The 21,800-nt window shown below is 54.6% G+C and carries 21 protein-coding genes; 2 read left to right on the top strand and 19 right to left on the bottom strand.

The genetic code is table 11. From position 1 onward, the window contains the following. Window positions 1-33: 33 nt before the first annotated feature. The 15 genes from LOS15_RS04405 to LOS15_RS04335 all read right to left on the bottom strand — a co-directional run bounded on the left by LOS15_RS04405 (window position 34) and on the right by LOS15_RS04335 (window position 13,145). The gene (locus tag LOS15_RS04405; RefSeq protein WP_263068392.1) at window positions 34-2,244 is read right to left on the bottom strand and encodes an ATP-dependent helicase; all 2,211 of its coding nucleotides are present in this window, start codon (window positions 2,242-2,244) and stop codon (window positions 34-36) included. Continuing rightward, window positions 2,241-2,816, bottom strand: a complete 576-nt coding sequence (locus LOS15_RS04400) for a DUF1285 domain-containing protein (RefSeq protein WP_263068391.1) — start codon at window positions 2,814-2,816, stop codon at window positions 2,241-2,243. Before LOS15_RS04400 ends, LOS15_RS04405 begins: the two co-directional genes overlap by 4 nt. 27 nt (window positions 2,817-2,843) lie before the next feature. Next, complete coding sequence (locus LOS15_RS04395; RefSeq protein ID WP_263068389.1) at window positions 2,844-3,680, bottom strand: TatD family hydrolase; 837 nt, start codon at window positions 3,678-3,680, stop codon at window positions 2,844-2,846. A 42-nt stretch (window positions 3,681-3,722) separates the two neighbouring features. After that, window positions 3,723-4,058, bottom strand: a complete 336-nt coding sequence (locus tag LOS15_RS04390; RefSeq protein ID WP_009099319.1) for a PilZ domain-containing protein — start codon at window positions 4,056-4,058, stop codon at window positions 3,723-3,725. 27 nt (window positions 4,059-4,085) lie between these two features. Next, window positions 4,086-5,069, bottom strand: a complete 984-nt coding sequence (locus tag LOS15_RS04385; RefSeq protein WP_263068386.1) for a DNA polymerase III subunit delta' — start codon at window positions 5,067-5,069, stop codon at window positions 4,086-4,088. After that, a complete protein-coding gene (gene tmk, locus LOS15_RS04380; protein WP_263068384.1) occupies window positions 5,060-5,713 on the bottom strand; it encodes a dTMP kinase in 654 nt (217 codons plus the stop codon). The genes LOS15_RS04385 and tmk overlap by 10 nt, the downstream gene beginning before the upstream one ends. A 61-nt stretch (window positions 5,714-5,774) precedes the next feature. Continuing rightward, entirely contained in the window at window positions 5,775-6,782 is a 1,008-nt protein-coding gene (gene mltG / locus LOS15_RS04375) for an endolytic transglycosylase MltG (protein WP_263068382.1), read from the bottom strand. Window positions 6,783-6,822: 40 nt separating this feature from the next. Beyond that, a complete protein-coding gene (gene pabC, locus LOS15_RS04370) occupies window positions 6,823-7,614 on the bottom strand; it encodes an aminodeoxychorismate lyase (RefSeq protein WP_263068380.1) in 792 nt (263 codons plus the stop codon). Between the two features lie 12 nt (window positions 7,615-7,626). Continuing rightward, window positions 7,627-8,865: a beta-ketoacyl-ACP synthase II gene (gene fabF, locus LOS15_RS04365; protein ID WP_263068378.1), complete on the bottom strand. Its 1,239-nt coding sequence runs from the start codon at window positions 8,863-8,865 to the stop codon at window positions 7,627-7,629. Between the two features lie 195 nt (window positions 8,866-9,060). Next, complete coding sequence (gene acpP, locus LOS15_RS04360; protein WP_008956801.1) at window positions 9,061-9,294, bottom strand: acyl carrier protein; 234 nt, start codon at window positions 9,292-9,294, stop codon at window positions 9,061-9,063. A 124-nt stretch (window positions 9,295-9,418) separates the two neighbouring features. Beyond that, the gene (fabG, locus tag LOS15_RS04355) at window positions 9,419-10,162 is read right to left on the bottom strand and encodes a 3-oxoacyl-ACP reductase FabG (RefSeq protein WP_263068374.1); all 744 of its coding nucleotides are present in this window, start codon (window positions 10,160-10,162) and stop codon (window positions 9,419-9,421) included. Window positions 10,163-10,217: 55 nt separating this feature from the next. Beyond that, the gene (fabD, locus tag LOS15_RS04350; RefSeq protein ID WP_263068372.1) at window positions 10,218-11,177 is read right to left on the bottom strand and encodes an ACP S-malonyltransferase; all 960 of its coding nucleotides are present in this window, start codon (window positions 11,175-11,177) and stop codon (window positions 10,218-10,220) included. A 135-nt stretch (window positions 11,178-11,312) separates the two neighbouring features. Then, window positions 11,313-12,347 carry a phosphate acyltransferase PlsX gene (gene plsX / locus LOS15_RS04345; RefSeq protein ID WP_263068371.1) on the bottom strand — a complete coding sequence of 345 codons (1,035 nt, stop codon included), beginning with the start codon at window positions 12,345-12,347 and terminating at the stop codon, window positions 11,313-11,315. 42 nt (window positions 12,348-12,389) lie between these two features. Continuing rightward, a complete protein-coding gene (gene rpmF / locus LOS15_RS04340) occupies window positions 12,390-12,560 on the bottom strand; it encodes a 50S ribosomal protein L32 (RefSeq protein WP_009099300.1) in 171 nt (56 codons plus the stop codon). A gap of 36 nt (window positions 12,561-12,596) precedes the next feature. Continuing rightward, a complete protein-coding gene (locus LOS15_RS04335; RefSeq protein ID WP_263068364.1) occupies window positions 12,597-13,145 on the bottom strand; it encodes a YceD family protein in 549 nt (182 codons plus the stop codon). Between the two features lie 164 nt (window positions 13,146-13,309). Between LOS15_RS04335 and LOS15_RS04330 the strand changes: the two genes are divergently transcribed. Next, the gene (locus LOS15_RS04330) at window positions 13,310-13,912 is read left to right on the top strand and encodes a Maf family protein (protein WP_263068363.1); all 603 of its coding nucleotides are present in this window, start codon (window positions 13,310-13,312) and stop codon (window positions 13,910-13,912) included. 28 nt (window positions 13,913-13,940) lie between these two features. Here LOS15_RS04330 and sppA read toward each other — a convergent pair whose 3' ends face one another. The 3 genes from sppA to LOS15_RS04315 are packed head-to-tail and all read right to left on the bottom strand — an operon-like array spanning window position 13,941 to window position 16,696. Continuing rightward, window positions 13,941-15,065 (bottom strand): signal peptide peptidase SppA, encoded by a 1,125-nt coding sequence (gene sppA / locus LOS15_RS04325; protein ID WP_263068361.1) that lies wholly within the window; start codon window positions 15,063-15,065, stop codon window positions 13,941-13,943. Between the two features lie 29 nt (window positions 15,066-15,094). Beyond that, window positions 15,095-15,745, bottom strand: a complete 651-nt coding sequence (locus LOS15_RS04320; RefSeq protein ID WP_263068360.1) for an HAD family hydrolase — start codon at window positions 15,743-15,745, stop codon at window positions 15,095-15,097. Between the two features lie 9 nt (window positions 15,746-15,754). Then, window positions 15,755-16,696, bottom strand: a complete 942-nt coding sequence (locus LOS15_RS04315; protein ID WP_263068358.1) for an RluA family pseudouridine synthase — start codon at window positions 16,694-16,696, stop codon at window positions 15,755-15,757. A gap of 700 nt (window positions 16,697-17,396) precedes the next feature. On the opposite strand from LOS15_RS04315, the gene rne reads away from it, so the two are divergent. After that, entirely contained in the window at window positions 17,397-20,738 is a 3,342-nt protein-coding gene (gene rne, locus LOS15_RS04310; RefSeq protein ID WP_263068357.1) for a ribonuclease E, read from the top strand. Between the two features lie 56 nt (window positions 20,739-20,794). Here the strand turns inward: rne and murB are convergent, their stop codons facing one another. Continuing rightward, a complete protein-coding gene (gene murB, locus LOS15_RS04305) occupies window positions 20,795-21,799 on the bottom strand; it encodes a UDP-N-acetylmuramate dehydrogenase (protein ID WP_263068355.1) in 1,005 nt (334 codons plus the stop codon). Window position 21,800: the final 1 nt, after the last annotated feature.

The raw sequence follows: 21,800 nt of genomic DNA, 5'->3' as shown, positions 1-21,800 counted from the left end.
CTGTTAACCGCTAAGAACGGCATGCTGGCAGTGCTAGCATGCCGGTTGGGCAGGTGAATCCAAACACTCAATCGGCGCACGTCGGGCAATCAAGCGTCGCCTCCCTGCTTGCGCAAATCGAACATCAATCACCGGGTCTGATGGATTACCTTCCACAGCCGCCACTTCCCCCTCTCCGAACACGGCATGCAGCAGTCGCTGGCCTGGATAGTAATGCGCCGTTACGTGATACGCCGCATTCACCTCCTGAACCTGAGGGGCGGTTAATTCTATATCTTGCCTGCCCAGCCGGTCCAGATAGCGCTTCACCAAGCTAGGCGATGACACCTGAACAGCCGCCTCCGGCGAACGCGACGTTGCCAAACAACCCGCTACACGCATACTGTCTTGCCAGGCACTTTCAGCAATAAAGCGACTGGGGCGGTGAACGCCGCCATCATGAAGCATTAACAGTTGCTCTTGGGCGCGAGTAATAGCGACATAAAAAAGCCGTCGCTCCTCCTCTAATCGCTCATCGTTCAACGGGTTATCTCGGCTGTAATAGGGAAAATCCTCTTCATTGACCGCCGCCACCGCTACCAGCGGCCATTCAAGCCCCTTGGCGCCATGCACCGTGCTTATAAGCACCCCACTCGCTTGATTTTCTACCGGCCGCTCCAGCAGCTCAATAAATGCATCGGGATTTTGAACGCTCTCAGCCTGCTCAATTAACACATCCAGCAGACGCACATCCTCTTCGCCTTTGTCTCGCCTTGCGGCAGCACGCTTCAGGGTTTTTTCCGCATCGATGGTGTCTACCACATGGCTAAGCAGTTTTGCTGGCTGCCATGCGCTGAGTTTGGGGAGTTCGCATAGCAGCGCCCAGCGTTTTTTTAATGTCCTGCGCTGCAGCGGCTTAAGCGCCGCAAGCACTGGCTCGTGGCGTTCGGGCCAACGCTGGGTACTGGCCAACTGATTCGCTAACAGATGAAGCCGTTCACGGGCCACAAACGGTGTTGGTTGTGAAAGCAACAGCAGTAAATGCGCAGGATCCTGCAACAACTCAGGGCGTCGAGAGAGTTTTAAATAGCCCGCTAGCGCTTGCACCAACGGTAGTCGAAATACAAAGCGGTCTTCTCGAAGCAAACGAAAGGGAATGCCCGCCTGCAGCAAAGCTAATTGAAAAGGCACCGAAAGCGCCCAACTGCGTACCAAAAGGCTCGCTTCATTCAACGCGCGGCCTTGGGCTTGCCAGTCCATCAGCGCATCCAGCAGCAGTCGGCTACCTTGACCCACCGATAGCCGCGTTTCAGGGTTATTCACGTCCGCTAGGCAGAGCTGATCGGGACGGCGCTGGTTGGCCATAATGGCGTGATTAGCCGCTAGCGCCAGCGCATGGCCGTGTCGAAAAGTTGTCGAGAGTGGATAGTCAGTCGCTTTACCAAACGTGGCGGTAAAGTTTTCCAGCATGGTGTCAGGGCGCGCACCGCGCCACTCATAAATACACTGGTTGGCATCACCTACGGCCATAACAGCCGCGTTTTGCCCGGCTAGCACCGCCAACAAGCGCTGCTGGGCAGTATTAATATCTTGATACTCATCAATAATCACGTGATCAAGAAAGCCTTCCACGCGGCGGCGTAGAGCTTCATCCGCTTCAAGCGCTTGAAGTGGCCGATAAAGCAAGTCGGCATATGTCATCACTCCTTCTGCTTGCAATAGACGCTCAGCTTCATCAAACGCCGCGGGAAAATAGTCGGTATCTGGCTCGTAATTAAGGCGTTCGTACAGTATGCCAGCGGGCAACATTTCCGCTTTTACCAAGCCGCAAAAATGCGCTAGCGCTTCCAAGCGATCGCCTTCAAGGGCCGCATCACGCCGCTCTACCGCATTACTCAGCACGTTCAAGCTGGCCTGACGCAACAGCCGCTCCAGCTGCCATTCGGCAGACAGTAGACGCCGGGGCGCCAAGGCTCCCCATCGACACAGGCTTTGTGTTAGCCGGTGCCCCAATGAATGAAAAGTGCGTACATCCGGCAATGGCTGACCTTTCGGTGCCATGCTGTGCAGGCGACGCTGAAAATCATCTCGGGCAGAGCGGTTAAACATCAGTACTAAAATACGTTTTGGCGAAACGTCATGCGCCAACAAATGCAGCACGCGCGCTGCCATTGTGGTGGTTTTACCTGCCCCGGCCACAGCGGCAACCCTTGCGTGCCCTTTGCTGTGAGAGACGACCGCCTGCTGTTCAGCTGTTAACTTCACGGCGCCTCGCTGGGTACATCATCGGCATCCATTTCTCTGTCCAGCTCTCCTAACAGGTACTCATTACCCGCGCTGTAAAGGCGTAGCTGCATACCACCGTTTGTACAGGCATGAGAGGTTGCCTGCTCAACCAACCGATAATAAACGTTACGGTGCAGGCGAGCAGCGAGTCCAAAACGCACAGCGATCTCAGGCACAACCTCGCCCTCAGGGGTTGCACTCAACGTCAGGGGATGATCTTCATCTAGGCGCACCACATCGTCAAACTGCGTCGTAAACCACCAAGCATCATCATAGAAATCGGCTTCTACGGCGACGAGCGGGAGGTCTTCGACGTTTACCCGCCACCGTTCTACAGGAGTTACCAAACAGTAGCCGTCACTATCGCGGCGCAATAGGCTTGCCAGTAACCGTGGTATGGCCGCTCGTGCAAAGGGCTGCCCTTCGTGCTGCCAGGTACCATCGGTCTTAATTACAATATCAATGTCACCGGAAAGGTCCGGCTGCCACTTGTCAACGGGTGGTATGGTTGGCGAACCTTGCTGATGCTGTAACAGTCGATCAATATTCATCCGTCCACACCTCCCGATAACAATGGCTTACTCTACCAATAGCCCGGATTGCGCTAGTGCCTGTTTAACATTTTCTGGCGCGTCGGGCGCAGCAGCACGGAATAAGTGATAAAAATTGGCAGAGGTCTGCATCGCCACCTCATCTACACTGATTCCCCGTGCCTGTGCAATACATGCAGCCACTTCAACCACCCACGCAGGCTCATTGGGCTTACCGCGATAGGGCACTGGCGCCAAATAGGGACTATCGGTTTCAATTAAGAGGCGGTCCAGGGGCAGTTGCCGCGCCAAATCCCGAAGCGAATCAGCGTTGCGGAAGGTAATAATGCCCGATAACGAAATATAGAAGCCTAAGCGCACCGCCTCCCGCGCCATCTCGATATCTTCTGTGAAGCAGTGTAATACTCCGCCCACCTTGGGATTACTGTAGTCGCGCAGCAGTGCGAGTGTTTCTTGCTTGGCATCACGCGTATGGACAATCACCGGCAGTTCCAATTCGCGTGCCGCCAACAAATGGCGCTTAAAGCGCTCATGCTGAACAGCAATGGGCACGCTGTCCTGGTAGTGATAATCAAGCCCCGTTTCACCAATCGCAACTGCACCATACTGCTCAGCGGCCTCTACAATATCGTCAACGCTCGGTTCGTTGGGCGTTGTATGCAGAGGGTGTAAGCCTGCAGAAATCGCCACATCCTGGTGCTCTCTGGCAATCGCGGCCAAGCCCGGCAACTCTTCCAAGGTCACCGATATAGCGAGAAACTGGCTGACGTTGGCAGCACGGGCAGCCGCTAGGGTAGCCGCCACATCTCCCCCGTGGGTATGCTCAGATAAGCGGTCCAGGTGACAGTGTGAGTCAATAAACATAACGTCTCGCTTTTGGGTAATTAAGTAACGCTTGGCGTCTATTTACAGCGTAAACGACGGGGGAGCTTTATCTAACTGGCCTGCCAGCAATGTTTCAATGCGGTCGCGCACCGAATAGTCCTGCTGGCTGAAGTGCACCCCAATACCAGGTATCCGGCGCCCGCTAACCCCTTCCGGTGACACCCAAATGACTTTTCCAGTTACCGAAAGCCGCTCGCTCTCCCCAGGCAACGTCAGTAACAAAAATACTTCTTGACCAAGGGCATAAGGCGTTTTAGTGGGCACAAAAATGCCTCCCCGATCAAGAAAAGGCATATACGCGGATAACAGCGTCGGCACATCGGGTAATGTCAAAGAGAGAGCTTTTTGAGCAGCCATCATAACCTCGCTTGGCAGCTAATGGAGTTATGAGCGCAACAGCGCCGACCAGCGTACCAGCCATGCTTCAAGAACGAGCTGTGGGTTTGGGTTAGCGCCGATGGCCAACAAGCGTCGCTGCTCACGAGCATAATCCAGTAGCCGAAACCAGTCTTGTACCCGAGCATTTTTGACCGCTTGGCGATAAAGTGGCTCCAAATCAGGATTATGCAGCGCCGTGGTTTCACCTGATAGGCCTAAGCGGATAAGATCTTCCAACCACGCAATACCGTACCATAAGATGGCATCTATAGCTTGGCGATCAAGCCTTGCCGCCTCAGAAACGGGCTCGGCACCGCGTACCAACTGCTCAAAGCAGTCGTGGATTTGGTGGCGCAAGGCACGCTCATCGGGGGTGGCTAGCTCGACAGCCAACAAAGGTAATCCGCCGGCGACTCGCCACCAAAAATAGGCCTCGTCAGGCCCCAGTTTTTCAGTTAGCCACGCTTGGCAAGCGTCAAAAGGCACGCTCGCCAACGGCCATTGTTGGCAACGGGAACGAATCGTAGGCAGTGTTCGCGAGGGCACGTCCGAGAGCAGGATAAACAGCGTTTTTTCACCCGGCTCTTCTAAGCTTTTCAGTAGCGCGTTGGCCGCTGCGGTATTCATCGCTTCAGCGGGAGATATCACAATGACCCGGTACCCACTCTGCTGAGCGGTTTGTGATACAAAGCGATTAACGTCGCGTATCGGGTCGATACGTATCTGTCGCTTCCCCTCTTCAGGCGAGATACGCAACAAATCAGGATGATACCCCGACGCCAGCATGGCACAGCTGTGACACTGTCCGCAGGCTTGGTCGGTAGGTTTAGTACACAGTGTTTTTGCCACCAAGGCATCCGCCAACTGCTGCTTACCAACGCCATGCGCACCGCTAATCATTAGCGCATGGGGCATGCGATCATCATTCGCTAAGCGAACGAACTGCTGCCAAGTGGCGTGGTGCCAGGGCAGTACGCCCGTTAACGCCATTGTGTTAACCGCTCTTCCAGTTCACTTGCCAGTGCCGCCTGCACACCGTCGAGAGACTGCTCGGCATTGATGATGGTAAACCTTTCCGGTGCTGCTATAGCCCGGTCTAAGTAGGCTTGCCTTACGGCATTGAAAAAGCTCTCATGCTCTTGCTCAAAGCGGTCACGCTGAGTTTGTTGGGCACGAAACCGCCCTTCTAAACGCGTTTTTGCCGCTGCAGGGGACATATCCAGCAAAAGCGTGAGATCCGGCGTGAGCCCCTTTTGCACAAACTGCTCTAATTGAGCAATACGAGAAGACGCAATGCCCCGCCCTCCACCTTGGTAGGCAAAGGTGGCATCCGTGAATCGATCACAAACAACCCAAGCACCGCGCTCGAGCGCGGGCACAATTTTTTGTGACAAATGCTGTGCGCGGGCAGCAAACATCAATAATAGCTCGGCATCACTATCAAGAGGCTCTGCTTGAGTAGGGTCTAGTAGCAGCTCACGAATCGCTTCGGCTCGTGGCGTGCCTCCCGGCTCCCGAGTTAGCTCCACCTCCACCCCGCGCGCTTTTAACCAGGCCTCTACAAACGCTACGTTGGTCGATTTGCCTACTCCCTCTCCACCCTCTAGCGTGATGAAGCGTCCACGCTTGGTCATTGAAGCCCCTTACTCGCCAGATACACCATAAAAGAGCCTGCTTATAAAATCGTATTCAAAATTAACGGTTACGAATATAGCGATTAACAGCGTTATTGTGCTCACGCAGCGTGCGCGAGAAATGGTGCGTGCCGTCACCCCGCGATACAAAATAGAGCGTCTCACCAGGCAGCGGATTAACAGCGGCTTCCAGCGCAGCACGTCCAGGCATCGCGATGGGTGTAGGAGGCAAGCCATCGATCACATACGTGTTATACGCTGTAGCTTCGCGTATGTCCGCGCGAGTGATACGCCCCTCATAACGCTCCCCCATACCGTAAATAATGGTGGGATCTGTTTGCAGACGCATCCCTTGCTCCATTCGCCGTTTAAAAACCCCGGCAATTTCACGGCGCTCTTCGGGCGCACCGGTTTCCCGCTCGATTAAGGAGGCCATTATAAGCGCCTCATAGGGTGTATCAATCGTCAGATCATCATCGCGCCCCTCCCATACTTCTTCTAGGATACGCTCCATACGCGTTAGCGACTGGCGCAAAATATCCACATCACTCATTCCTAAGTGATAGCGATAGGTGTCGGGGAAGAACCAGCCTTCAGGAAAAGTATCTTCACGACCGAGTAACGCCATCACTTCACCATCGCTTAACTCAGCGGTGCGCTGCTCTAACTTGGGCGCCGCACCAAGAAGTTCGCGCATCTGGCGAAATGACCATCCCTCAGGAATGGTCAGCGGATACGTCACCACGTTATTGCTACCTAGTAATGCGACCATCTCTAACCCGCTCATGCCAGGCATCAGCTGATACTCACCCACGCGAAGCTGCGGTACCCGCGCTGGCTCCAAACGCGCCATTAATTGAAAAGCCCATGCGTCACTGATAACGCCTTGTGCCTCTAATTCCCCCACCACCTGATTGAAACCGGCACCCGCTGGCACTTGATAAAGAGTAGGTTCGTCCAGGGCTAATGGCGCCTCTAAACGGCTTTGCCAATAGACGTAGCCACCCACTGCAGCAGCTGCGCCAAGCACTATCAATACTCCCACTGCGGCTAATAACCGTTTCACCATGACACCTCAACGACTTTTTAAAAGACCCTAACTAACGGGATTAGGGCAAATAACCAAGCAAACGGTGCCCTAACACTTGTAATCGGTCATGTTCAGCCAGCTCCCAGGCGTGCAACACGCTACCTGATTCATCAAGCAGCACGCGGACAGGCCAAACGCCTTGTACAGAGTTAGCCACCCATAAACGCTCTACATCAGGCAAAGCGTTTAACGGCAAAGAGGCCTCACTCACCACGCCCTTATCTAACAGCGCAGCCCGCAGCGTCCCCGCCACACCACAGCGCTCAAGCGAGGGAGTAAATAGCGTCCCTGCCTGCTGCCAAAAAACATTCATGCTCGTGGCTTCCACCACGTTTTCGTCGGCATCAGCCAACAGCCCTTCCGCAATCGCACCGTCGTGCCACTCCTGGCGCGCCAGTACATTTTCTAAACGGTTTAGGTGTTTAATACCCGCCAGCAGAGGCTGGAAGCCCAGACGTAGCTGGCAGATGCGGACACTGACTCCTTGCTGCCAGCGTTCAGCGTTGGCCGCGAAAGGCGTTCGCTGACTTAGTAACCTCGGCGATGCTTCATCAGGCGACGCGTAACCACGTCCACCGCTTCCCCTCGTGAGAATCAGCTTAAGCACTTCCAGTTCAGTAGCTGGAGCCGCTTGCCAAGTAGCCTGGAGCTGCTCAGGGGGAGGTAACGGGATATTTAAGCGCGCACACCCCTTCGCCAAGCGTGCGTAGTGATAAGGCCAAAGCACTGGCTCACCCGCACGCATTAGCACTGTTTCAAATATCCCGTCACCATACGCTAGCCCGCGGTCATCAAACGGCACCTGGGGCATAGGCACAGCGCATTATACCTTTGTAAACAGCAGCGAACCGTTAGTGCCGCCAAAACCGAATGAGTTAGACAGCGCTACATCAATACGCATTTCACGGGCGGTATGTGGCACATAGTCAAGATTGCACCCCTCTTGAGGGTTATCCAGATTAATAGTCGGGGGAGCCACTTGGTCACGTATCGCTAAAACGCTGAAAATGGCTTCAACAGCACCGGCAGCGCCCAAGAGATGGCCGATCATTGACTTGGTAGAGCTAACGGCTACCTGTTGCGCAGCGCTACCCAACACGCGCTCAATAGCACGGCTTTCTGCTAAGTCACCCGCTGCGGTTGATGTCCCATGAGCATTGATATAGTGCACTTCGGAAGGCGCTATATTGGCATCTTTGATGGCGTTGCTCATTGAGAGCGCAGCGCCACGGCCGTCCTCGGGCGGCGCCGTCATGTGGAAGGCATCATCACTCATGCCGAACCCGGAAAGCTCCGCATAAATCGTCGCACCGCGGGCTTTGGCCTGCTCATACTCTTCAAGCACCATTACGCCGGCACCGTCTGATAGCACAAACCCATCGCGGTCGGCATCCCAGGGGCGGCTAGCCGCTTCGGGATTATCGTTTCGCGTTGAAAGTGCTCGTGCGGCCGAGAACCCTCCTAAACCCAATGGTGTAGTGGCCATTTCTGCACCGCCACAAATCATCACGTCCGCATCGCCATAGGCGATGGTGCGTGCACTGTAACCAATATTATGGGTACCGGTGGTACAGGCCGTCGTGATAGCAATATTGGGGCCTTTAAACCCGTGCTGAATCGCCATATTGCCCGAGATCATATTAATAATAGAGCCCGGCACAAAAAACGGCGATACACGACGAGCGCCCCCTTTGTTCAGCGCATTATGGTTATTCTCAATCATCGGAAGCCCACCGATGCCTGAACCAATCGCCACCCCAATACGCTCAGCATTCTCTTCGGTGCATACAAGCCCTGAGTCTTGAATCGCCTGAGCTCCAGCCGCCATACCGTATTGAATGAACAGATCCATCTTGCGCGCGTCTTTGGGGTTCAAGTAAGGACTGATATCAAAATTCTTTACCGAACCACCAAAGCGCGTGTTAAAGCCACTGGTATCAAAGTGCTCTATCGGCGCTATGCCGCTTTTGCCTGCGAGAATATTCGCCCACGTCTCATTTACGCTATTACCCACTGGGGTCACCAGGCCTAACCCAGTTACCACTACCCTTCTACGCGTCATCAGCTTTCCTCCAGGCATCCATGGTGACACGACCCATCTGGGTCATTTGCTGCAGAAATTTGGTGACTAGTATAACGGAGATTGAACGTTATATTCAGTGTGACCGCAAAGCAAAAAAGCCGCCCTGTGTCAGGACGGCTTTTTTTGGTGCGGGCGGTTAACATGCCACCCTGGTTCAATGCGTCGACCTAGCCCTTACTGGTGGGCGTTTACGTAGTCGATAGCTTCTTGAACCGTAGTGATTTTTTCGGCTTCTTCATCAGGAATTTCAGTATCAAATTCCTCTTCCAACGCCATCACCAGTTCAACGGTGTCGAGGGAGTCAGCACCTAAGTCTTCCGTGAAAGAAGAGCTATTCTGGATATCTTCTTCTTTAACGTTTAGGCGCTCTGCCACAACTTTCTTCACGCGCTCTTCAATAGTACTCATCAACGTACTCCAGTCGTTCACATCAGCCGTTATAGATAACTAGCCATTTGGAAACCGCAAGCCAAAAGCTGCGGGGTAGTTTATAGACGCCCTTGGGCCGACGCAACCGCCAAGCCCGAGGCCATCAACGCATATTCATGCCGCCGTTCACGTGCAGCGTTTCACCAGTAATGTAACCCGCCGCTTCGCTTGTTAAAAAGCCGACGGCAGCGGCGATTTCTCCAGGCTCGCCAAGGCGAGCGAGAGGAATCTGCTTCAACAGCATTTCGTGCTGCGCTTCGGGCAACGCCTCTGTCATATCGGTGGCAATAAAACCAGGGGCCACGGCGTTAACGGTAATCGCCCGCGACGCCACTTCTCTGGCCAACGCTCGGCTAAACCCTTCCATGCCTGCTTTAGCAGCCGCATAGTTAGCTTGGCCTAAATTGCCCATCGTTGCCACAACCGAACTAATCGACACGATACGCCCAAAGCGCGCCTTTGTCATACCGCGCAAGCAGGCTTTAGTAACGCGATAAACAGACTTGAGGTTGGTATCCATTACAGAATCCCACTCATCCTCTTTCATGCGCATAAGCAAGTTATCGCGCGTAATGCCTGCATTATTTACCAAGATGGTAGGTGCGCCAAACTGATCATTGATCGCTTTCACTACATGATCAATGCTTGCTTGATCCGTAACATTAAGGCACATACCCGCGCCATCAATGCCGTGCTCTTTAAGATCCGCGTCGATTTTCGCAGCACCCGACTCACTAGTCGCGGTTCCCACCACAATGCGGCCTTGACGCCCAAGCTCATGCGCAATGGCGCGACCAATGCCTCTGCTGGCGCCAGTGACTAGCGCAACTCTACGTTCTTGCGTCATAACGTTCTGCCTTTAACCATATGAATAAGCAAGGATAGCGGAAAATTACCGCGTATCACGCGTCGTCAGCCAACGCTTCACGCGCAAGCTCCAACGCAGCATCCAAGCTATCGGGATCATTGACGGCTAAGCCCTTCGCTCCCCGCACAATACGCTTATTTAGCCCAGTGAGCACTTTACCAGGGCCACACTCAATAAATACATTCGCCCCTTGATCTACCATGGCTTCAACGCAAGAGGACCAGCGTACCGGTTGATAAAGCTGTTCAATAAGGCGGGTACGCAAGGTTTCAATATCGGCATGCGCCTGTGCATCCACATTTTGGATGACCGTATAGCGCGGTGCACGTAGCTCAATCTCTTGCATCGCTTGAGAGAGGCGCTCGGCTGCAGGGCGCATTAAGGCACAGTGGGAAGGTACCGACACCGGCAGCGCCATGGCGCGCTTAGCACCCGCCTCCTGACAGGCTAGAATGGCACGCTCAACGGCACTTTTACCGCCCGCAATCACCACCTGCCCAGGGGAGTTGAAGTTTACGGCAGAAACCACTTCACCTTGAGCTGCGCTAGCGCAGGCGGCCTCAACTGCACTATCTTCGAGTCCCAGTATGGCTGCCATACCACCTTCACCAGCAGGCACCGCTTGCTGCATGGCCTCACCGCGTAAGCGCACAAGCTTTACGCCTTCGGCAAAGCTCATGACGCCTGCACATACCATAGCGCTGTATTCACCTAGGCTATGGCCTGCCATCACGCTTGGGCGAGGCCCCTCCAGCTCTTGCCAAACACGCCAAATAGCGATGCTTGACGAAAGCAGTGCAGGCTGGGTGCAGGCAGTGGCGTTAAGGGCTTCCTCCGGGCCTTCTTGGACGACTTTCCACAAGTCGTAGCCCAAAGCATCCGACGCTTCCTCAAATGTTGTTCCCACCACACTATAGCGCTCGGCCAGCTCTCGCAGCATTCCTAGCTGCTGAGAGCCTTGCCCGGGAAAAATGAGGGCAAGGGGTTGAGACATGTCGTTCACCTTTGCTCTTGTAGGCGTTTGCTCATTCGAGCGATAGGCGCAGTTATTGGCGCCGCTTTAAACGGTTTTGGCACATCCTGCTGCCGCCGATAACGCGCAAAAATAATTAACCAATGTTTTATTATCTCATAACTGCGGAGGTGCGTGGCGCGACCAGCGCCCCGCCACTCGCGCTGGCAGTTTATGCTCGACTTCTTGTAGCGCACGCTGGATAGCATAATAGAAGCCATCGGCACCGGCGCTGCCATGACTTTTTACGACGGTCTTATGCAGACCCAGCAAACTGGCACCATTATAGCGCACAGGATCCAATTCTTGCTTCAGACGCTTAAGCACAGGCCTGGCCAGTACGCTTGCCAAACGCCCGCTTAGGCGTGATTCAAACGCCATTTGCACGCGCTCGACCAGCATACGGGTCAAGCCTTCACTCGCTTTGAGGACTACATTACCCACGAAGCCATCGCACACCACCACGTCAAGCTCGCCTTGGAATATATCGCCCCCTTCAGCATAACCTTGGTAATCAAACGCCAGCTCACTACTACATTCACGCAATAAGCGATCAGCTTCACGCACATCTGCGCTACCCTTGGTTGCCTCTGCGCCAACATTAAGCAAGGCGACTTTTGGGCGCTCAACACCATCAATGCAGTGGGCCATCGTAGCCCCCATCATGGCAAAATCAAACAATCTATGGGCGGGCGAATCTACGTTTGCGCCCAAATCTAACAAATAACAGCGGCGTCCTTTACGAGCAGGAATAGCAGTGCTTATCGCAGGCCTGGAAATGCCGGGCAGCATGCCAAGCTCACGCCTGGCAAGCGCCACCAGCGCACCCGTATTGCCAGCACTAACACCCGCCAAAGCTTCGTTCTGCGAAAGACTACTCAGCATTCGCGCCATACTGGTTGACTGACCACGACGAAGTGCCCATGACGCAGTAGCTTCTGGGGATACACATTCAGGCGCATCGACTGCCACTAAACGTGACGTTGCCGCAGCCAAAGGCTGCGGCAAGCGCGAAAGCTCAGCAATAATCTGCTGATACGGCCCAAACAGGGTTAGCTCTAAATCAGGGCGTTCAATGACCGCCCTGGCTGAGCCTTCAATAATGGCACGGGGGCCTTGGTCACCCCCCATTACATCAATTGCTAGGCGCACACAGCACCCACCCTGTTTTGCCGTAAATAAACGCGTTAAGGCTTAAACCTCAACGACCTTACGACCACGATAGAAACCGTCTGGAGACACGTGATGACGCAGGTGAGTAGTGCCAGTCTCTTTATCTTGAGAAAGAGTCGGTGCGCTCAGCGCATCGTGGCTACGACGCATGCCGCGCTTGGAACGAGTTTTACGGTTCTGTTGAACTGCCATGGGTGTTTACTCCAAGGTATGTAGGGTAAGTAGTGCTTACTTTTTGCCTTTCAAAGCGCCGCTGCTTTTCAAAGCGTTGAGCACTGCGAAAGGGTTCTTGGCTGAAGCGGATTCATCCGCTGCGCCTTCAGTCTTGCTGACCAGCTGATCCGCCGAGACGTGGCATTCAGCCTCATCGTGATAGACCACCTGCGGCAAGCTAAGGATAAGCTCATCCTCTACTACCGTCAGCAAGTCCAGCTGTTCATTTTCCACCAGCACAGGTTCATGACTGGCAGGCAGCTCGGCAGCCAAGGCTTCGTCAGTGATCATTCCAAGCAGGAAGTCACTGGACACGTCTTGGCTAAGCGGCTCTAGGCAGCGGCGACAGGGCAGTGCCAGCGTCGCTTGCAATTGGCCACGAATTTCACGACGACCTTGGGCATCAACGCCAAACTCAAGCACGACATGACAGTCGCCGGTTTGGTCTCCTGCTTCTTCAGCAAGACGTGGCAGCTTATCAAGCGCCACTAAGCCTTCAAGTCGTTCGCGGCGGGCTGCGAGCTTATAAGGCTCAACCCGACTGGGGAGTTGTGAGGTCAACATAGGCGCGCAATGATAGGCACTCCCCCCGCCGGTGTCAAAGCTGTCAGCGTATTTCTTGATAGTTTCTCTTCCGCAGCAGCGTAAATAGGCAGATTCAACGGGTTTGGTTACACTCGCATGGACACACCCGAAAAACCAATACGCGGTCAAATAAGGAGACTTCAGTGCCACTAACGGATGACGCCCCTTTGGTTCTGGCATCTAGCTCACGCTTCCGCCAAGCGCTGCTAGATAGGCTGCAGCTGCCTTACCAGTGCTATTCGCCGGAGATCGATGAAACTCCCTATCCCAACGAATCACCAAAGGCTCTCGTACATCGTCTTGCCCTCAGCAAAGCCAACGCAGTGACTGATCGTTTCCCTAATCACTGCATTATTGGCTCTGATCAAGTCGCCCTGTTTGAAGGGGACATCCTGGGCAAACCACATACAAGTGAGCGCGCCTGCGCTAATTTGGCGCGTTTTTCGGGCCAGCGCGTTACTTTTCTAACTGGCTTAGCACTGCTGGACACCCGCAACCAGCGCCATCAAGTTCACATTGAGCCCTTTGATGTTGTCTTCCGTTCACTAAGCCAGCGAGAAATCGAACGTTACGTAGCAATTGAGCAACCGCTAGATAGCGCCGGCAGCTTTCGCATGGAGGGGCTAGGCATTGCGCTTTTTGAAAGCCTTGAGGGCCGAGATCCAAACGCCCTTATCGGCCTCCCCCTAATAGCACTATGCGATATGCTTCGCCAAGCAGGCATGAACCCACTTGGCGATGCTTAATCGATTTAAAGCAGAATTCAGCGTTACGTTAAGGAGACTCGAAACGAAGCGGAGAACTCGCCGATGACACGCCCATCACCTCAGCCGCTGCTCGGGTGAAGCGGCGTGTTAATCGCTCGAAGGGATCCAAGCTCGGCGTGTAGTCCTCCCAGTGCGCACCACCCACTTTGTCTCGCGCTAACTGCTCAAGACTCGCTAACTCATCCACCAAACCCAGCGAAAGCGCCTGCTCGCCGCTCCAAACCAGCCCTGAAAACACTTCTGGATTATCGGTTAACCGATCACCGCGCCCAGCGCGTACGTCATTAATAAACTGCGCATGGGTTTGATTCAGTACGTTCTGCCAAAACGCCGCTACGTCCTCATCTAACGGCTGAAAGGGGTCAAGAAACGCTTTATTCTCACCCGCAGTGACTACCCGTCGCTCGACACCCAATCTATCTATCGCCTCCTGAAAACCAAAACCCGCGTAAATAACGCCGATTGACCCCACCAAACTCGCAGGTGACGCCATAATTTCATCAGCTGCGGAGGCAATGTAGTAGGCGCCGCTGGCCCCTACGTCTTCAATCAGCGCATAGATAGGCTTATCGCCCTGCTCACGTAATCGCATAATCTCCGCAAAAATGCGCTGTGACTGGACAGGACTCCCGCCAGGACTATCGATATGCAGCACCACCGCAGCGGCATTATCAGCCGACCAGGCGCGATTTAGCCCACGAATAATACGCTCTGCGTTAGCCGGGGCATCGTTAGCAATAACCCCTCGCACTTCGACCAGCCCCAAATGCGATTGCGCGGGCATAGTAACCGCGGGCTCGCCCCACCATACGCGGTAAACTGTGGAAATTAATGAGACAAGCACAATGGTCAGCAGCATTAAACGGAAAAAAAGCTTCCAACGGCGCGTACGGCGCTGCTCGGTTAATACGCCACCAATCCACCGATCCATCATTTCTAACTGCGCCAGCCGCTGACGCTCGCGCAGGGTTTCGGCATCGTCGCTGGCATCGCCAGCTAACGCAGCTCCTTCCTTCGCAGACCTTGAGACGTCGGGTCCCTGCGTCCAACGATCCTGCACAGTCTCATCAGCCTGCCCGCTTAACGCCTGCGGCCGCTCGTCATCGCTGCCGCGCTTTTGATCATCGCTCATAAACTGACCTTAATTGTGCCGGGGTGTGGTTAGCCATACAGCCAATCAAAAAGCTCATTAATATTATGCGCTACCCAACGCGGTTGACTGGCCGCTAAACGGGTTGGCGTGTGGACACCATAAGTGACCGCCACACGATCCATACCAATAGCTCTAGCCATCTCCATGTCATACTCGGTATCTCCCACCATCACCGCACGGTCCACGGGAATGGCTAGCTCTTCCAGTAGCTCGCTGAGCATTTGTGGATGAGGTTTTGAGCGTGTTTCATCCGCCGTACGGCTAGCGTCAAACCATCCACCACTGCCTGTTTCAGCAAACACACGATCAAGCCCACGGCGACTTTTTCCTGTAGCCACAGCTAACCGCTGCTGCTCCCGCTGACGCAAACGCGCCACCTGCGCCGCTACACCATCAAAAAACGGCATTGGCGTTGCGTCTGAATGCACGAAATGGTGGGCATAGCGCTGACGTAACAGCTCAGCCTGGGCTGGACTGATGCCAGGACAAAGCCTGGCAATCGCTTCAGGCAATCCCAAGCCAATAATGTCCTCGATGGCGCTAACACTCAGTCCATGCCACTCTGCATCTGCCGCGGCAGCCTGCATACAGGCGACAATTTTCGGCACCGAATTCATCAAGGTGCCATCCCAATCAAAAATAATCAGCTCATAGCGCATACGGGTTCCTTATCGACGAGCCCGCTGCAAAGCGGCTTCTAACGCTTCTGGTAGCGGCGCTTTTACCGTCACAGGCCGGCCATTGCCCGGCTCAGGAAAGGTTAAGGCACGCGCATGCAAAAATAGTCGATCCACTTTTAGCTGCTGGGTCATATGCGCACTTTCACGGGTCGAATATTTATCATCGCCCAGTAGTGCATGACCTGCGTGGGCTGCGTGCACGCGAATCTGATGAGTGCGACCCGTCACGGGCTCCGCTTCAACCAGGGTGGCTTTTTCAAAGGTTTCAACAACGGAAAACAGCGTGCGCGACACTTTGCCATTCGGGTCAACACGCACGCGACGCTCACCGTTGCCAGCATCAAAACGATCTAATCGAGCGCCTACATAGGTTTTTCGTGCCGGCCAGCGGCCGTTCACCAGCGCCAGGTAGCGTTTATCCATGGCGTGCTTTTTCAGCGATTCATTAAGAGTAACCAACGCATCGCGAGATTTAGCCAGCAGCAGGCAGCCAGACGTATCACGGTCCAATCGGTGCACCAGCTCTAAAAAGGTAAGGTCATCGCGGACTTGGCGGAGCGCTTCGATCAAACCTATTTTCACGCCGCTACCGCCATGCACCGCCAAACCAGAAGGTTTGTTGAGCACCATCCAGTCCGGGCCTTCCATAATCACACTACCAATCAGCAGGTCGCGCAAATTATCGCTAACCTCTTTTACCGCCTCTCGCGGCGCTAGGCGCAGCGGCGGTACGCGCACCAAATCCCCTGCCTGTAAGCGATAATCGACTTTGACACGCTTTTTGTTAACTCTTACCTCGCCTTTGCGTACGATGCGATAGATCAACGCACGTGGCGCTCCTTTCAATCGCGTCATCAAAAAATTGTCAATTCGCTGACCCGCCTGCTCCGGGGCGATATCCACCCACTGCACTTCGCGCCCTTCGGCCATTGCCGCGCACTCCTGGTATGATGTTTTAACATCAGGCTAAAAACGGCATTCTAACGTAGACCAATGGGCATTGCGTCAATTGCTGGTAGTTGTCTTTACTGTTATATTCCAAAATGCTCGTCGGTTTAGCGTGGATAACGTGTAGATAACCGTATTATTACACGTTGCCTTCCACGATTAAGCTAAGCACCTGCCCGACTAACACGCAGGTCAGAGCATGGGGTGATAGGTTAGTGTACGCATTGCCCGCGCCCCCAATGCATTGAAAGCACGCACTGAAATAACGTACTGAAAAAAACAGTCACTCTGGTGCTCGTAATTTCTGCGCCAGATACGCATAAGTCTCGCCGGCAATGGCAGGCTTGTTTAAACAAACGTCACGCTCTGAATTACTGCCCTGCATGTCATAAAAGGGCGTTATTCGGAGCGCAATGATCAACGCTGTGCCGATGGCCGGCGTTAGCGAATCGATGAATGCCAGGTGTTGGCGGTGTCAGCAAGGCCGGATGGATGTGACAGCCACCGAAACATGTCTTGCCTCCGCCACGTACTCAACGCCCTTTCAGCCGGGTTGGCAATGTTGCCTTCCCGGTTTAATGCGTCAGCATAGCTATGCGCCGAGCACAAGCACGCAGCACCCAGCGATTCGTCTACGCCACGCCTAGACGGTTCGTCGGCACGCAATGCTATGCGAGATACTATGAAACGGATGCTGATTAACGCAACCCAGCCAGAAGAGCTTCGGGTTGCGCTGGTAGATGGACAACGCCTCTACGATTTAGATATCGAATCAGGCGCACGGGAACAGAAAAAAGCCAATATTTATCGCGGCAAAATCACCCGCGTTGAACCCTCTCTTGAAGCCGCGTTTGTCGACTTTGGCGCTGAACGCCACGGCTTTTTGCCCTTAAAAGAGATCTCCCGCGAGTACTTTATTAAGGATGTCTCTGGCCGTCCTAGCATTAAAGAGGTGCTCAAAGAGGGCCAGGAAGTCATCGTTCAGGTGGACAAAGAGGAGCGTGGCAATAAAGGCGCTGCTCTTACAACGTTCATTAGCTTAGCGGGTCGTTTTTTAGTCCTCATGCCCAACAACCCGCGCGCAGGTGGCATTTCTCGCCGCATTGAAGGCGATGACCGCAGCCAGCTAAAAGATGCTATGGGTCAGCTCACCGTACCCGACAAGATGGGCCTGATTGTGCGCACCGCAGGCATTGGCCGCAGCTCCGAAGAGCTGCAGTGGGATCTCGACTACCTGGTACAGGTTTGGGAGTCCATCACCACTGAAGCAGGCAAACGTTCAGCACCTTTCCTGATTTACCGTGAATCGAATGTCATCATTCGCGCCATGCGCGACTATCTCCGCCAGGATATCGGCGAAGTATTGATCGACAGCCCGGAGATTCACGCGGAAGCCCTGGGCTTTATTCGTCAGGTAATGCCCTCTTACCAGCAGAAAATCAAACTCTACGTTGATGAAGTTCCGCTGTTTTCGCGCTTCCAAATTGAGTCGCAAATCGAAACCGCCTATCAGCGCGAAGTGAAGCTGCCCTCCGGCGGCTCTATCGTTATCGACCACACTGAAGCGCTGGTCTCTATCGACATCAACTCCGCTCGCGCCACTCGCGGTAGTGATATCGAAGAAACCGCCTTACAAACCAACTCCGAAGCCGCTGACGAGATCGCTCGCCAGCTGCGTTTGCGGGATATTGGTGGCCTGGTCGTGATCGACTTTATCGACATGGGCCCGGCTCGCAATCAGCGAGAAGTGGAAAACCGCATGCGGGATGCGCTGAAGCTGGATCGAGCACGGGTCCAGATTGGACGTATTTCGCGCTTTGGTTTAATGGAAATGTCGCGCCAGCGGCTGCGCCCCTCCTTAGGCGAAACCAGTGGTGTCGTTTGCCCGCGCTGTAACGGCCAAGGCACAATACGCGACGTTCGTTCTCTTTCCCTGTCTATCATGCGCCTCATCGAAGAAGAAGCCATGAAAGAGCGCAGCGCACAGATCCGCGCCATCTTGCCGGTGCCGGTGGCCACTTATCTGCTGAACGAAAAACGCAGCGTGCTCGCCGATATCGAATCTCGTCAAGGGGTGCGCGTCGTCCTATTGCCTAGTCCTGACATGGACACCCCCCACTACGACGTTCAGCGGTTTCGCGATGATCATCTTGATGAAGATGATAGCCAGGCGCTTTCTAGCTTTGAGATATCGACGGATACTGAAGTAGGCAAAGAGCCTGATCCAAGCTTTACCCCACCGGCACAACGCGCTGAAGCGGCCGTCAAGAGCGTGACACATAACGCCCCTGCGCCGGTTTCGCTACAGACAGAAGAAACGCCTGCTAAAACATCGCCCTCTGCTTCAGCCCCCGCCGTCGATGAGCAGCCGAGTGTGATTGGCCGCTTTATCCGCGGTTTCGCCAAATTACTTGGCGGCGAAGACAGCAGCTCTCAACAACCGGTTGCGAAGACCCAAACTGCACGCAAGCCCGCTGAACGCAGCGTATCCAAAAACGCCCGCAGCGGCGATAGCAACAAGCCCAAGCAGCCGCGCGAAAGCAGCGACAACGCTGGGAAAAATGAGCAGCGCAGTAACACCTCGGCGCGTAGCGCCACCTCTGGGGATGAGGCTAACGATAAGCGCAACGGCCCTAACCGCACGCGCAACCGCCGCCGCCCATCGCAACAGGATGATGCTAAGCAACAAGAAAGTGCCAACAAGAGCAATCGGCAAACGCCGAAGGAACAGAGCAGCAGCTCTGAGGCTCGCAATAATGAAGACACGGCACCCGCGCAGCCTGAAAATCGCCGCAACACCTCACGCGAACAGGCAAAAGAGCAAAAAACCCGTGACAACAAGCCACGGGACAATAAGCCACGCGATGAGAAAGCCAAGAGCGATGAGTCGCGCAGCGTCAACGAGGGCGAGGCAAGTCAAGATAATAATCAGCCTGCTTCGCAACATGATGGCAAGCCAAAACGTACGCGTAATAATCCACGTAACCGCTCACGCAAACAGGCTATCAACCCTCAGTCGGAAGCCGAGCAGCAAAAGCTTCAAGCGGAGGCCGCGCTTACAGCAGTGGCCACTGTAGAGGACACAAACCAAGCCGCCGTACCAAGCACTGAGAGCCAGCCAACGGCCTCTGCGACACAAGAGACGCCTCCAGCGACGCCCGTTGACTCAGCAAGCACGCAAACGCCTGATGCTGATAAAACAGTTGATGAAACAAACGTCGAGGAGACAACCGCAGAGCAGCCCGCAAAGCCCGCTGAAAAGGCGCGCAAAGCTACGCATCAGCGCCGTAAGCCTCAGCCCGTGCAACCGGCACAAGAGGCGTCAACAGGTGATGAAGGCCAACCTATCGCTAACGAGTCTGCTAGTGATACGGCAAAAGCTGCAATTGAAGAAACACCCCAGGCTGCGACGCCTCAAGCAGCAGACGCGCCTCAGCCCGCCAAGGCAACTGTGCAGCCTGAAGCCGCGCCCGAGGCCAATAGCGAACCAGAGCCCGCCGATGCAACAGAGCGGCCTGAGTCTAACGAAGCCCTGCAGAACCAAACGGCAGATGCGGACGTTAAAGCGCCTGAAGTAGAACCAAAAGCGCATGCTACACAAACGGCCACAGACGCTGAACCGGTAGCCGACGCTCAGCCCAGCAACGCTCAGTCTGACAGCGCACAGCCTGATAAAGCGAAGGTCAACGAAGCGAACGCTGATGATGTTGAAGCCACGCAAGCCAGCGCTTCAACGCCGTTAGAAGATGCTGCCGCCACTGAAACGCCAGTGCCTCAAGCGCCAGTTTCTGAAAAAGCAGCGCCTACAGCTTCACGCAGTGATACCCCGCAGCCTGAAGAAGCATCCGCTGCAGCGCCTGAAACAGGCACAGACAGCGAAGCAACGCCTAAAGACGCTGAGACCGCGCCAGCGGCCGCTCAAGAAGAAACACCCACGCCAAGCCGTCGGCGCCGTCGCAGCCGCGCGCATAACGACCCGCGTGAACTGCGCAAGCAGCAAGCGCAAAACGCTAATCAAGAGTAAGCGTTAGCGCCTAAAAAACCCCGCTTCGGCGGGGTTTTTTTGTGGCTAGCGTTTGATTATAAAACTCTTGGCTCAGGCTCAAGCTCTACGCCAAAATGCGTGTTCACCGCGCTGACAACCCGCTCGGCAAATTGCAGTAAGCCCGCGCGATCACCGCCACCAAAGTGCACTAACACCAACGCCTGTTGGGCATGCACGCCAAAGCTGCCTTCTCGCCACCCCTTTAAGCCACACTGATCGATCAACCACCCTGCCGCTAATTTAATTTTCCCATCAGGCTGGGAAAAGTGGGGCATAGCCGGGTATTGATGAAGTAAACGCTCAGCATGAGCCTGGCTGACAAGGGGGTTTTTAAAAAAACTGCCCGCATTTGCCAATACTGCGGGGTCGGGTAGTTTTGCACGGCGAACGGCACACACGGCTTCGGCAATTGCCAATGGGGTTGGCTGCGAGGGCACGCGTGATGACAAGTCTCCATAGTGCAGTTTTGGATTGGACTGTCTTGAAAGACGCAGCGCCAGTTGTGTAATTACGACACGATTCGCCAACGCATGTTTAAAAAGGCTATCGCGGTAACCAAACTGGCACTCTGCGGCACTCATCCAGCGCATATTACCCGAAGCGATCTCGACCACCTGCACGCCCAACAGCACGTCTTTTAGCTCAACGCCATATGCACCAATATTTTGCACCGGCGCCGCGCCGCAGTGTCCAGGAATAAGCGCAAGATTTTCCGTTCCCCACACCCCCCGGGCCGCTAACGCCATCACGAGCGAATGCCAATTGACGCCTGCGCCCACATAGGCCACGACATCATCGCCCTGAGACTCAAGCCACCATTGGTGAAGCGAGGGGCGAATCACAATCCCACTCAATTGAGGCGGTAGGAGCACGTTACTGCCGCCGCCCAACAGGGTGACAGGCCACTGGCATACAGCAGCTCGGCGCAGTATAGCCTGTAAATCGCATAGCGTTTGAGGCGCCATAAACCGCTCGGCATAACATGGCAGGCGCAGCGTATTCGCTGCGGTTAAATCAACATGCGCTTGAAGAGTTAGCATG

It is taken from the genome of Halomonas sp. 7T (assembly GCF_025643255.1).
In the GTDB taxonomy this organism is placed as follows: domain Bacteria; phylum Pseudomonadota; class Gammaproteobacteria; order Pseudomonadales; family Halomonadaceae; genus Vreelandella.
This window is presented reverse-complemented; position numbering and strand designations above follow the sequence as displayed.